This is a genomic window from Streptomyces sp. PKU-EA00015 (assembly GCF_013387495.1).
Classification (GTDB): Bacteria; Actinomycetota; Actinomycetes; order Streptomycetales; family Streptomycetaceae; genus Streptomyces.
On sequence record NZ_JABZEE010000007.1, the window covers coordinates 102,637 to 115,140 of the forward strand.

The 12,504-nt window shown below is 73.0% G+C and carries 12 protein-coding genes; 6 read left to right on the forward strand and 6 right to left on the reverse strand.

Annotated elements, in window-relative coordinates; genetic code table 11:
• The first annotated feature begins 44 nt into the window (after positions 1–44).
• Positions 45–338, forward strand: a complete 294-nt coding sequence (locus HW130_RS06890; RefSeq protein WP_177148534.1) for a hypothetical protein — start codon at positions 45–47, stop codon at positions 336–338.
• 66 nt (positions 339–404) lie between these two features.
• On the opposite strand, the gene fahA is transcribed toward HW130_RS06890, so the two are convergent.
• The gene (fahA, locus tag HW130_RS06895) at positions 405–1,631 is read right to left on the reverse strand and encodes a fumarylacetoacetase (protein ID WP_177148535.1); all 1,227 of its coding nucleotides are present in this window, start codon (positions 1,629–1,631) and stop codon (positions 405–407) included.
• A gap of 114 nt (positions 1,632–1,745) precedes the next feature.
• Positions 1,746–3,719 carry a CocE/NonD family hydrolase gene (locus tag HW130_RS06900; protein ID WP_177148536.1) on the reverse strand — a complete coding sequence of 658 codons (1,974 nt, stop codon included), beginning with the start codon at positions 3,717–3,719 and terminating at the stop codon, positions 1,746–1,748.
• Positions 3,720–3,938: 219 nt separating this feature from the next.
• On the opposite strand from HW130_RS06900, the gene HW130_RS06905 reads away from it, so the two are divergent.
• Positions 3,939–4,949 carry a polyprenyl synthetase family protein gene (locus HW130_RS06905; RefSeq protein ID WP_177148537.1) on the forward strand — a complete coding sequence of 337 codons (1,011 nt, stop codon included), beginning with the start codon at positions 3,939–3,941 and terminating at the stop codon, positions 4,947–4,949.
• Positions 4,950–5,112: 163 nt separating this feature from the next.
• Complete coding sequence (locus HW130_RS06910) at positions 5,113–6,333, forward strand: outer membrane lipoprotein carrier protein LolA (RefSeq protein ID WP_177148538.1); 1,221 nt, start codon at positions 5,113–5,115, stop codon at positions 6,331–6,333.
• A gap of 163 nt (positions 6,334–6,496) precedes the next feature.
• On the opposite strand, the gene HW130_RS06915 is transcribed toward HW130_RS06910, so the two are convergent.
• A complete protein-coding gene (locus HW130_RS06915) occupies positions 6,497–7,822 on the reverse strand; it encodes a M28 family peptidase (protein ID WP_177148539.1) in 1,326 nt (441 codons plus the stop codon).
• Positions 7,823–8,005: 183 nt separating this feature from the next.
• On the reverse strand, positions 8,006–8,455 hold the full coding sequence (locus HW130_RS06920) for a VOC family protein (protein WP_177148540.1): 450 nt from the start codon (positions 8,453–8,455) through the stop codon (positions 8,006–8,008).
• A 22-nt stretch (positions 8,456–8,477) separates the two neighbouring features.
• Here HW130_RS06920 and HW130_RS06925 point away from each other — a divergent pair, with 22 nt between their 5' ends.
• The 3 genes from HW130_RS06925 to HW130_RS06935 all read left to right on the forward strand — a co-directional run bounded on the left by HW130_RS06925 (position 8,478) and on the right by HW130_RS06935 (position 9,939).
• A complete protein-coding gene (locus tag HW130_RS06925) occupies positions 8,478–9,095 on the forward strand; it encodes an ABATE domain-containing protein (protein WP_177148541.1) in 618 nt (205 codons plus the stop codon).
• Positions 9,092–9,499, forward strand: coding sequence for an SRPBCC domain-containing protein (locus HW130_RS06930; protein ID WP_177148542.1), 408 nt, complete (start codon positions 9,092–9,094; stop codon positions 9,497–9,499). Before HW130_RS06925 ends, HW130_RS06930 begins: the two co-directional genes overlap by 4 nt.
• Positions 9,500–9,573: 74 nt before the next feature.
• Positions 9,574–9,939 carry a DUF6401 family natural product biosynthesis protein gene (locus tag HW130_RS06935; protein ID WP_177148543.1) on the forward strand — a complete coding sequence of 122 codons (366 nt, stop codon included), beginning with the start codon at positions 9,574–9,576 and terminating at the stop codon, positions 9,937–9,939.
• Between the two features lie 106 nt (positions 9,940–10,045).
• On the opposite strand, the gene HW130_RS06940 is transcribed toward HW130_RS06935, so the two are convergent.
• Positions 10,046–10,900: a hypothetical protein gene (locus tag HW130_RS06940; protein ID WP_177148544.1), complete on the reverse strand. Its 855-nt coding sequence runs from the start codon at positions 10,898–10,900 to the stop codon at positions 10,046–10,048.
• A gap of 555 nt (positions 10,901–11,455) precedes the next feature.
• A complete protein-coding gene (gene rarD, locus HW130_RS06945) occupies positions 11,456–12,466 on the reverse strand; it encodes an EamA family transporter RarD (protein WP_177148545.1) in 1,011 nt (336 codons plus the stop codon).
• Between the last annotated feature and the right edge of the window lie 38 nt (positions 12,467–12,504).

Consider the following 12,504-nt stretch of genomic DNA (forward strand, 5'->3'; position numbering starts at 1 on the left):
GTCCTACCGGGGGCGGGCGAACGGCCGACGACCACGGGGGAGACATGACCGAGCAGCAGATCCGGCACCGAGCGGCGGAGGAGGCCGGCGGTGACCACATGTGGCCACTCGGGTTCATGGGGCCCGCCCTGCTCCTGCTGCGCCTGCTCGGTGAGCACCCCTGGGCCTACTGGACCGCTGCGGTCGTGGGCGCCCTGGGCGTGATCGGCGCGGTCTTCGCGATCGCGGGCGCGGGCCGGGACCTGGTGCGCCGGCGCCGCCCGTGGAAGGCGGCGTTCGCGCTGTTCATGCTGGCCGGCGGCTCGTTCATGGTCGTGGTCAGGCTCGGGGAGTTCTGACGGCTGGGCCCTCGGCCGCCCGGGATCCCGCCGCCGAGGAGCGGCGGCGGGGCCCGTGCCGACCGGTCAGGCGGAGGGCACGATGCGGCCCGTGACCTCGCCGAGGCCGACGCGGACGCCGTCGGGGCCGGGGGCCCAGGCGGTGAGCGTCACCTCGTCGCCGTCCTCCAGGAACGTGCGCTTGCCGTCGGGCAGTTCGAGGGCGTCGCGGCCGTTCCAGGTGAGTTCGAGAAGGGAACCGCGCTGGTTCACCTCGGGACCGCTGACCGTGCCCGAGCCGAACAGGTCGCCCGTGCGCAGCGATGCGCCGTTGACCGTCATGTGCGCGAGCTGCTGCGCGGCCGTCCAGTACATCGTGGCGAACGGCGGCTCGGCCACCACATGCCCGTTGAGCGCGACCGAGATGCGCAGGTCGAAGCCGCCGGGCTCCTCCTCGGCCGCGTCGTCGAGATAGGACTGCAGAGGGAGGTCCCGTGCGGGCGGGGCGGTCCGGGCGGCCTCCAGCGCCTCCAGCGGGGTGACCCAGGCCGCCACCGAGGTGGCGAAGGACTTGCCGAGGAACGGGCCGAGCGGCACGTACTCCCACGCCTGGATGTCGCGCGCCGACCAGTCGTTGAGCAGGAAGAGCCCGAAGACGTGCTCGCGGAAGTCCGCCAGCGGGACGGGCCTGCCCCGCTCGGACGGGGTGCCGACGAGGAAGCCGACCTCGGCCTCGATGTCGAGCTTCACGGACGGGCCGAAGACGGGGGCCGGGTCGGCGGGCGCCTTGCGCTGCCCGGACGGCCGGACGACGTCCGTACCGGACACGACGACCGTGCCCGACCGGCCGTGGTAACCGATCGGCAGGTGCTTCCAGTTGGGGGTGAGCGCGTCGCCGTCGGGCCGGAAGATCTTTCCGACGTTGGTGGCGTGGTGCTCGCTCGCGTAGAAGTCCACGTAGTCCGCGACCTCGTAGGGCAGGTGCATCGTCACCGCGTCGAGCGGGTGCAGCAGCGGCTCCACGTCGGGCCGGTGCGCGGGCACCGTGACCCAGGCGGTCAGGGCGCGCCGCACGTCGCGCCAGGCCGTGCGCCCGGCGGCGAGCAGCGGGTTGAGGCCGGGCTGCGCCAGCACTCCGGCGTACGGGGAACCGAGCGCGAGGGCGGCGGCTCCGACGTCGAGCACATGGCCGCCGATCCGGACGCCGAGCCTGCGGCGCTCCGGCTCGTCGGCCGTGGTGAAGACGCCGTACGGAAGGTTGTGCGGGCCGAAGGGGTCGCCCTCGGCCAGATCGAGCGGGCTCTGCTCGGACATCGGTGCCTGCCTCGCTTTCCACGGGTGTGGGTGACACGTTACGTGCCCGCCCGTCTGCCGCGGCAGGGCCCAATGGATCACACGGAGAGTGCTCCGGCGTGGGCCGTCGTCCCGTCAGTGCGCCGTGCGGGGCAGGCGCTTCTCCCAGGTGCGGTGGAACACGATCTCGTCGCCGTCGCGGCACACCATCTCGTCCGAGGCGAGGAAGCCGGTCGCGTCGCAGGTGAGGGCGGAGCGGGTCTCGACGCGGACGTCCCAGCCGAGTTCCGGCCGGTGGAGGCGGATCGTCCAGGTGGTGCGGGCCTGCGCGGAGAGCGGATCGTCCTGCCGGATCGTGTACGTCTCGCGGGCCTCCTCGGTGTGCTCCAGTCCGTCCGGGTGGACATGCGTGCCCCCTCGGTGGGGCGTCGTGTCCAGGGTCCACAGGCCGTCCGCCACGTCACGCGTCAGCAGCAGGCGGGGGCGGTCCCCGTCGAGGGTCTGGGGGACCGCGACGGCCGGCGGCTCGGAGCGCTCGGGTTCCGTGAACACGCCGCCGGGGCCGGCCGGTTCGCGGACCGGCAGGTCGAGCCGCGAGCCCGCCGGGTCCAGGGTGAAGCCCGCCGTGTCCGGATGCGGCCACAGCCAGGGCCAGTACGCGGAGGAGACCGCGAGCCGGACGCGGTGGCCCGGCGCGAAGGTGTGCCCGGCCAGGGACAGGTCGAACGACACGTCCTCCGTCGTGCCCGGCGTCCAGGCGAGCGCCCGCTCCCGGCCCGCACGCGCGGCGAGGTCGAGGGCGCCGCGCGTGACGAGCGTGGACGCGCCGTCCGGTGCGACGTCGCAGAGCCGGGCCACCGCCTGTCCGTGCGGCGCGTCCAGGCGCAGCCGCAGGGTCACCCGGGGCCGTCCGAGGACGACGACCGGCGCCGTGCCGACGGGGAACTCGAAGCAGACCGACCGTGCGTCCTCCTCCCGCTGGTCCGGCGGCAGGTCGGCGGCGTGGCCCACGGGGCGCGTCCGGCCCGCGTCCGTCCCGGTGTACTGCGGGGAAGTCACGGGTACGGGGGCGCCCGGGGCGGTGCCGAGCGCGTAGGGGACGACGGTGACGTGCGGCGACGGCCAGGCGTCCTCGCCGGTCCAGCGGCCGGGCCCGGGCGCGGACGGCCCGAGCCGGCAGCGCAGCAGCGGCTCGGACAGCACACCCGTGTCCCGGTCCTTCAGCCACTGGTCCCACCAGCGCAGCGTCTCCTGGAGGAAGCCGATCCCCCGTTCGGGGTCCCGGTCCGGGTACTGGCGCGGCCACGGCCCGATCAGTCCGCGCACCCGCTCCGCCGGCAGCCGCTCCACGAGCCGCAGCACGGCGTCGCGGGCGGGGTCGTGCAGGCCGCTCACCGCGAGGACGGCCGCCCGCACCGCGTCCGTGTCGTCGCTGATCCCGGCGCTCCGCCAGAACTCGTCGCGCAGCGGGTGCGCCAGCCACGCGGGTACGCCGGGCTCGACGGCTTCCAGCCGCCGCAGCCACATCGCGCGCCAGGCGTCCCCCGTGTGCAGCGGGTCCGGCGGCCGGGCGGCGTGCGCGAGCCGGGCGGCGGCCCGGGAGTGCAGCGACTCGCCGGTGACCGATCCGCCGAGATAGGGCCCGTCGGTGTCGTACGGGTCGTCACTCGCGCCCACCGCGACCACGGCCCGCAGCGGCTGCGGCGCGAGCGCCGCGATCTGCAGCGCGCTCCGGCCGGCCGCTCCGATGCCGATCATGCCGACCCGGCCGGTGCTCCACGGCTGCCGTGCCAGCCACTCGATCACCGCGACGCCGTCCGCGAGCTCGGCCGCACCGCCCTCCGGGCCGGGCACACCCTCGCTGTTGCCGTGCCCGCGCACGTCGACGCGGACGCAGGCGTAGCCGTGGCCCGCGTACCAGGGGTGGCGCTCCCCGTCGCGGACCGCCGTCGCGTCGGTGAGCCGGTCCGGCGCGTACTCGAGCAGGGCGGGCACGGGCTCGTCCGTCACCGGCCGCCACAGGCGCGCGTACAGGGCGATGCCGTCGGGCAGGCGGACGCGCAGGTCCTCGTGAGCCGTCTCGTACGGAAAGTCTCTGCGGATACGCATGGCTGTACCTCGGCGGCAGGGCCTCGCCGAGGGGCGGCGGGGACCATCACGGGTAGGGGCGAAAGCCCCTGTTCCAGGTCATTGCGGCTGATCACGAACATACCGGGGGTGGCGGGAAGGCGCTCATGGTGATCGAAAGGCGACCGGATACGCTGACTTGAGTGAATCCAGCGACACATCGACAATCCGTGTGATCGTCAGCAGACAGGAGACCCCCTCGTGACCGTCGTCGGGCCGTTCGGGCTGAGCGTGCGGGACCAGGCTCTTGAGGCCGATGTCCAGACCGGATTGTCGGCTGTCGAGGCGGGCCTGCTCGACGCCACCAAGAGCGAGGTCCCGTTCATCACGGAGGCCGCACAGCACCTCGTCCGGGCTGGTGGGAAGCGTTTCCGCCCGCTGCTCGTGATGCTGGCCGCCCAGTTCGGCGACCCGCACGCGCCGGGCGTCGTGCCCTCGGCCGTCGTCGTCGAGCTCACCCATCTCGCGACGCTGTACCACGACGACGTGATGGACGAGGCGGACGTGCGGCGGGGCGTGCCCAGCGCGAACACCCGCTGGGGCAACTCCGTGGCCGTCCTGACCGGCGACTTCCTGTTCGCCCGCGCCTCGCACACCCTGGCCGACCTCGGCCCGGAGGCCGTACGCATCCAGGCGGAGGCGTTCGAGCGGCTGGTCACCGGACAGATCCTGGAGACGGCGGGCCCGCGCGACGGCCGCGACCCGGTGGAGCACTACCTCGACGTGCTGGCCGGCAAGACGGGTTCACTGGTCGCCGTGTCCTGCCGCTTCGGCGCGATGATGTCCGGCGCCGATGAGCGGGTCGTCGACGTCCTCACGCAGTACGGGGAGCGGCTCGGCGTCGCCTTCCAGCTCGCCGACGACGTCCTCGACATCGCCTCCGACGCGCACGAGTCCGGCAAGTCGCCGGGTACCGACCTGCGCGAGGGCATCCCGACGCTGCCGGTGCTGCACCTGCGCGCCGCGGCCGAGGCGCACGGCCGCCCCGAGGACCTGGAGCTCGTCGCCCTGCTCGACGGCGACCTCAGCGACGACGAGCGGCACGCCGAGGCGCTGCGCCGGCTGCGCGAGCACCCGGCGCTGGAGCAGGCCCGGCGGGACTCCGTCCGCTACGCGGAGGAGGCGCGGGCGATGCTCGCCCCGCTGCCCGACTGCTTCGCGAAGGCGGCGCTGGAGGAGCTGTGCGACGCGGTGGTCCACCGCGCGGGCTGAGCCCCGGGACCTGCTCGCCCCCTACGGGGCGGGGGACTTGAGGGCGGCCGTTGTCATCCCAGAGGGGTACGCGGGTTTGCGCCCGCGGGCTGACGCTTCCCCGCGGCCGTTTTGGTCAGATGGTGAACACCACCCCTGACCAACCACGGAGGTAGGGCACACCATGGCACCGAACGACAGCGCACACTCCACCGAGGCGGCCGACGGCCTCGCGGCGGGGCGCCGCAAGGCCCCCCGCTATCTCGTCCCCCTCGCGGTGGCCGGGGTCGCGGCGGGGACGATCGGGCTCGTCCCGGCGCTCGCCGCCTCGGGTGACCCCGATCTGCCGAAGATCACCGCACAGCAGCTGATCGAGAAGATCGCCGCGTCCGACACCGAGCAGCTCTCCGGCACCGTCAAGATCACCACCGACCTGGGACTGCCCGCGCTCGACGGTCTGGCCGGCTCGCTCGCGGGGGCGGGTGGCGAGGGCGCCGAGGGCTCCTCCGCCGACCCGCAGGCCCAGTTGACCGAGCTCGCCTCGGGCACGCACACGCTGCGGATCGCGGCCGACGGGCCCGACCGCCAGAAGATCACGGTCCTGCGGGACTCGGCCGAGTACAGCCTGATCCACAACGGCGACGAGATGTGGGGCTACGACAGCGCCTCGAACGAGGTCTTCCACGCCGAGGAGGACGGCATGGGCGAGGACGGCCCCGAGAAGCGGGGGGAGGACCTGCCGGCCACGCCGAAGGAGCTCGCGGACGAGGTGCTGAAGGCCTCCGAGGGCACGACGTCGATCACCGTCGGCGGCACGGCCAAGGTGGCCGGCCGGGACGCGTACAAGCTGGTCGTCAAGCCCGAGCAGAAGGGCTCGACGGTCGGTTCGGTCACCATCGCGGTGGACGCGGAGACCGGCACCCCGCTGAAGTTCACGCTCACGCCGAGCAGCGGCGGCAAGGCCGTCGTCGACGCGGGCTTCACCAAGGTCGACTTCTCCCGGCCGGCCGCCTCGGCCTTCGACTTCACCCCGCCCAAGGGGGCGAAGGTGACGGAGGCCGACAGGTTGGAGGGGGAGCTGGAGGGGGAGAAGCCCGCCCGCGAGGAGTTCGAGGGCGGCCTGGCGGACTTCGCCGGACCGGACGTCATCGGCGAGGGCTGGACGTCCATCGCCCGGATCGAGGCGCCCGGCGGAGCGGGCGCCGAGGCTCCGGAGAAGGGCGACGTCCCGGCCGAGGCCCAGCAGTTCCTGGACGCCTTCGGTGATAAGGTCACCGGCGCGTTCGGCAAGGGCACGGTCTTCTCGACGCGCCTGGTCAACGCCCTGATGACGGAGGACGGCACGGTCTACGTCGGCGCCGTGACGAAGGACGCCCTGGTCGAGGCGGCCAACCAGGACAAGTAGCGGGCACGGCCGGCCCGGGCCGCGCCGGGCCCGCCGCGGTATCCGGCCCGCCGCCCCGCCGTACTCCCCGTACGGCGGGGCGCGCTCATGGGACGAGGCGCCGGACGAACTCCGGTCGCGGGGCCCCGGCGGTGGCCTTCCGGCCTCGCCGGGGCCGGAGCCGTCAGAAGGTGAGCCTCCAGCTGTCGATGTAGCCGGTGTCGTACCGGGCCACGTCCTGCACCCGCAGCTTCCAGGCGCCGTTGGCCGCCTCGGTCGAGGCGTCCACCGTGTACGTCGTGATGACGTTGTCCGCCGAATCGCTGCTGCTGGAGTTCTTCAGCCGGTACGCGGTCCCGTCCGGCGCGACGAGGTCGATCACCAGGTCGCCCCGCCAGGTGTGCTTGATGTCCACCCCCACCTTCAGGGCGGCCGGGGCGTTGCCCGTGCGCCCCGAGACGGTCACGGTCGAGGTGACGGCCGCTCCGGCGTCCGGGACGGCGACGTCGGCGGCGTTCTCGAAGAAGTCGCCGGGCGGGACGGTGGTGCCGGCCGACAGGGCCCAGATCGCATGGGCGACGGCGTCGCTGTTGCGGTCCAGCGCGGTGTCGTTGATGTTGGACGTCGTGTCGCACGAGGAGTGGTAGCAGCGGTCGAAGGCCTGACCGGCCGTGCCGCCCCACTTCTGCGCCTGCGCGCTCGTCTTGGTGCGGCTGGCACCGGTGAACAGGCCGCCGACGGGTATGCCGACGTTTTTGAACGACGCGTGGTCCGAGCGGCCGTCGCCCTCGGTCTCGATCTCCGTCGGGACGCCGAGCGCGGCGAAGTAGTCCTTGAAGGTCTGCTCGATCGCCGGGTCGTCGTCGTAGACGAAGTAGCCGGGGTTCGGCGAGCCGATCATGTCGAAGTTCAGGTAGCCGGAGATCTTCGAACGCTCCGTCGTCGGCAGGCTGTTCACGTACTGCCGCGAGCCGACCAGGCCCAGCTCCTCCGCGCCCCACCAGCCGAAGCGCAGGTGCTTCGTGGGCTTCAGCTGCGCGCGGGAGACGGCGAGCGCGGTCTCGAGTACGGCGGCCGAACCCGAGCCGTTGTCGTTGATGCCGGCGCCGGAGGAGACCGAGTCGAGGTGGGCGCCGGCCATGACGGTCCGGTTGAGGTCGCCGCCCGGCCAGTCGGCGATCAGGTTGTAGCCGGTCGTGCCGTTGTACGTGAACTGCTGGACGGATGTGGTGAATCCGGCCGCGTCCAGCTTCGCCTTCACGTAGTCGACGGACGCCTTGTAGCCGGGCCTGCCGTGCGCTCGGTTGCCGCCGTTGGCGGTGGCGATGGACTGGAACTCGGTGAGGTGCGCCTTGACGCCTGCGAGGGGTATGTCGGGTGCGGCGAGCGCGGCCGCCGGGGCGCTCGGCGCACTGGGTGCGGCGGTGGCCGCCGGCGCGCCGGCCGTGAGCAGCCCGGCGAGGGCGAAGGCGGTGGCCGCGAGCGTGCGTCTGGGAACGGAGAGGTTCATGTGGGGGCTCCGGATTCCGTACGGGGATGGAACGGAACGTGCGTGACGCCCCGGGCCGGCGGGGCCCCGGGGCGCTGGAGCTTGACGTGCGCTGTGCGTGCTGAATGTTCAGTGAGATGTCGACGTACCGTCAAGAGTGGGATCCGGACACGGATGTTCGTATGCCGAACATCCAAACGGTCATCATTGGACGCAGAATTCGTTGCCCTCCGGGTCCGCCATCACCACCCACTCCCCGCCGGGCTCCTTCACGTGCCGCACGACCGTCGCCCCCAGTCGCAGCAGCCGCTCCGCCTCCGCGTCCCTCTCGCCGGGCGCGGCGTGCACGTCGATGTGGAGGCGGTTCTTGCCGGTCTTCGCCTCCGGGACGCGCTGGAAGAGAATGCGCCGCCCGAGTCCCCCACCGGTGTTCTCGTCGTAGGGGTCGTCCGGATGACGGACGGCGGCCAGATCGCGCCATGCGCGCCGGCCGTGCGATTCCACGGTGGCCTCGACGGGCACGCCGCCGTAGCCGAGGACCCGCTCGACGATCCGGCTGTTGTCCTCGACGAGATAGCCGAGGGTCTCGGCCCAGAAGTCCGCCTGGGCGTGCGGGTCGGCGGCGTCGACAACGAGCTTCCAGTGCAGTGTCATGGCAACCGGTTATAGTGGTTACATGGGTGGGACGGCAACGGAATCGCCGGGGCTGGAGCTGCGAACGCGGGAAGGACGCCCCTACCGCTTCGACGCGGGGGCGCTCTGCCTGGAGCTGCTGACCACGGGCGGACCGGGCGAATTCGCTCGCTACGAGGTGCTGGACGAGCCGGCCGGCCTGCTGTGCTGGGTGGCGGCAAGCCGCCTGCCCGGGGGCCTGCTGCTGGACGTCGACGACGCCTGCCTGGCGGAGGTCCGCCGGCTGAGGGACGCCCTGTGGCGGATGGCCGGCGCCCGCGTGCACGCCCAGGACGCCGACCCGGCGGATGTGGCCACGGTGAACGCGGCCGCCGCCGAGCCGCCCCTCGCCTTCGGCATCGCCGAGGACGGATCGCGGCAGTGGATGCCTGAGCGGTCCCGGGTGGCCCCACTGATGTCGACCGTCGCGCGCGACGCCGTGGAGCTCTTCACGGGTCCCTACGCGCACCGCCTCCGCGAGTGCTCCGCGCACAACTGCCACCTGCTCTTCGTCGACACCTCGCGGCCCGGCCGCCGTCGCTGGTGCGCGATGGAGCACTGCGGCAACCGCAGCAAGGTGCGGGCGCACCGCGCCCGCCAGGCCGAGGGAGAGGGATCATGACCACCGGACTGACCAGGGACGCGGGCTGGGAGATCGGCGTGTCCAGGACCCTGCCGCTGCCGCCCGAGGCTGTATGGGACTTCCTCGTGAGCCCCGAGGGGGTGGAGCTGTGGCTCGGCAAGGGCGTGCGGCTGCCCGCGGTGACGGGGGCGACGTACGAGAGGGCCGACGGCGTCACGGGCGAGGTCCGTTCCTGCCGTCCCGGCGACCGCATCCGCGTGACGTACGGCCCGAGCACCGTGCAGGTCACCGTCTCCGCCGCGCGCTCCGGCGACGGGGCGGTGCTCCGGTTCCACCAGGAGCGCCTGGCGGACGCGGAGGAGCGCGAGCGCCGCAGGGCGCACTGGAAGGCGGTGGTCGCGGAGGTGGAGAGTGCGCTGGGAGTCGACCGGGGACGGGAGTGACCGCCCGTCCGGCACGGGTGCTTTGCGACCGACGTCACGTCTTGATCGGTCTGCTCCCGGTTTAACGTGTCGGGATGGATGCTTCGCCCCTCGGCGGGCCGCCCGGCTGCCCGCTGGTCGGCGTGGCCGCCACGTACATGCCCCGGCTCTCGGAGTTCGCCTTCGAGCCGGGGCTCGTCGCCGCCGTCGACCAGCACGCGGCCGCAGTCCGGGACGCGCTGGCGCCGCTGGTCCCGGGGCAGCGCCGGTCCGGATCCCCGGTGCGCGCGAAGCCGGGTGACGTGCTGCGCCGTGAGGATCTCGCGGACTACGTCCTGGGGTTCACCGACTGGCTGTCGGAGATCGACTGGTCGGAGCCGGTCGGCTACGACTTCGCCACCCTGCGGCTCACGGCGGTCTGCTGGCTGATCCGCGAGCACGATCTGCTCGACGCCCCCTGACGCGACCGACGGGCCTGACGCGACCGACGGGCAGGGCCCGGTCGACGGCCGTCGACCGGGCCCTGCCCGTGCGCTGTGTCCCGGTGAGGCACACGGGCCCACGGGGTCACATCGGGTCCCGGCCGGTGCCTGTCCCGGGGGGCATGTCCTCGCCCCATCCCCTGTCCTGGCCGCCGCCCGTACCGGTGCCGCGGGCACGGCCGGGTTGGCGCTCGGTGACGGGCTGCCCGGCGGCGGCGTCCGCGCGGCCGCGCTGGTAGGCGGTGAGGGTGTCCCTGGCGCGGCCCGACTCGGCCTCGGCCGTGGCCAGCCAGCGCTCCCAGCGCTCGCGCATCGGGTTGACGAGACCACCGCCGACGCCCACGATCAGGATGCCCGCCATGGCGGCGAGCACGGCGACGAGGACGGGCCCGGTGACCGCCGTCGCGATCTGCGCCTGGCTGAGCGCCGCGATGACGCCGAGCGCCACGATGAAGCCCCAGGCCACGGTGGCGAGCACCCGGCCGTACGAGGTCTCGCCGAGGGCGCCCTGGACGATGTCGCGGACGGCACGGGCGATGGCCATGGCGACGACGACGATGACGCAGGCGACGATCGCCCTCGGGATCCACGAGACGATGCCGTTGATCATCGTGCTCACCGGGTTGGGTCCGAAGACCCCGAAGCCCAACTGCAGGGCGATCAGCATGATCCCGTAGTAGAGGATCTTGCAGATGATGCCGGTGGCGTCGTACTTCGAGTCCCTGAGGGTGTTCGAGACCCCGCTGCGCTCCGCCATGCGCTCGAAGCCGGCCTTGCGCAGGAGGCGGTCGGCGACCTTGGCGATCGCCTTGGCGACGACCCAGCCGATGATCAGGATCGCCAGGAAGGCGAGGAACTTCGGAATGAACCTGGCCACTGCGGACCACGCGTCGGTGATCCCCTGACCGAAGTCGATCGAAAGTGCGAGGGGTTGGGACATGACGCGCTCGCTCCGCTCTGGTGGGTTCCGCGGCCCGATGTGACCGGGCCTCGTCCTCCGGTGGTAACACCGGCCACCAGGGGTGGCCTGCGCCCAGAGGCGGAGCTGGGCCGTTCGAGTGGAGCTTGGGCCCTGCTGGGCGCGTCACCGGGAGGCAGCGCGGGTGAGGGTGTATCGACCTCCGGCGGTCGACAGGCGGCCCTGCGCACCTTTGCGCCCGGGACGCGGCCCGATCCGGACGTGGCCCAGTGCGGGCGCGCCCACCGGCAGGCGGGCTAGGGTCTTTCGTTTGGATCAGGCCGGATCAGTGAGTGGGGGTCCCCCCACGCCCGCAGGGCGTAGGGGGAGGGTCTGGTGCGTGCGATCGCAAGGCGGAGGAGGGAGACAATGGCGGAGCCATGGCGACCGACGACAACGCGGCGAGCGTGCGTGCCAGGGCCCGCGAGCCCGGCATGATCCAAACGAGAGGCCCTGGGTGGGGGCGGTCCCGGCCGGTCGGTCGGGGCGAAGGGCGCAGGCGTCGGGCCGCTGCGGGTCAGACTGGGCTGCCGCGGGTCAGGCGGTGCGGTCAGGCTGGGCGGCGGCGGGAGCCTGGGGCGTCAAGGACGTCTCCGGCAGGGGGGCGGTCTCCGGCGGCGCCGCCCTCAGGGCGTCCGCCGCGAGCCGCAGCGCCTGTGCCCTGGTCCGGCGGGCCGTCCTCAGCGCGTCCCACGTCAGACACGTCAGCGCCAGCCACACCAGCGCGAACCCGGCCCACCGCTCGGCGGGCATCGCCTCGTGGAAGTACAGGATCCCCAGCAGGAACTGGAACACCGGCGCCAAGTACTGCAGCAGCCCCAGCGTCGACAGCGGCACCCGGATGGCAGCGGCGCCGAAGCAGACCAGCGGTGCGGCCGTCACCAGACCTGTCGCGGCGAGCAGCACCGCATGGCCGGCGCCGTGGAAGCCGAAGGTCAACGAGCCGTTCGCACCCAGCCACAGCAGGAAGCCGAGCGCCGGCAGGAACTGGATCGCCGTCTCGGCCGCCAGCGACTCCAGGCCGCCGATGTTGACCTTCTTCTTCACCAGCCCGTAGGTGGCGAAGGAGAACGCGAGGGTCAGCGAGATCCACGGCGGCCTGCCGTAGCCGATCGCCAGGACCAGCACCGCGCCGAAGCCGATGCCCACGGCCGCCCACTGCGCGGGCCTCAGGCGCTCCTTCAGCAGCAGGACGCCCATGGCGATGGTGACCAGGGGGTTGATGAAGTAGCCCAGCGAGGCCTCGACGACATGGCCGGAGTTCACGGCCCAGATGTAGACGCCCCAGTTGACGGTGATCACCGTCGCGGCGACGGATATCAGGCCCAGCTTGCGCGGCTGCCGCACCAGTTCGCGTACCCAGCCCCACTGCTTCAGCGCGAGCAGGGCGACGGCCACGATCGCCAGGGACCACACCATCCGGTGGGCCAGGATCTCCAGGGCCCCGGACGGCTTGAGCAGCGGCCAGAAAAGGGGGACCAGACCCCACATGCCGTAGGCGCCGATCCCGTACAGCAGCCCTGCCCGCTGCTCGTTCTGCGACTTCACTGACCCTCCTGCCCCTGCGCGCGCGTTCCCAGACGAAG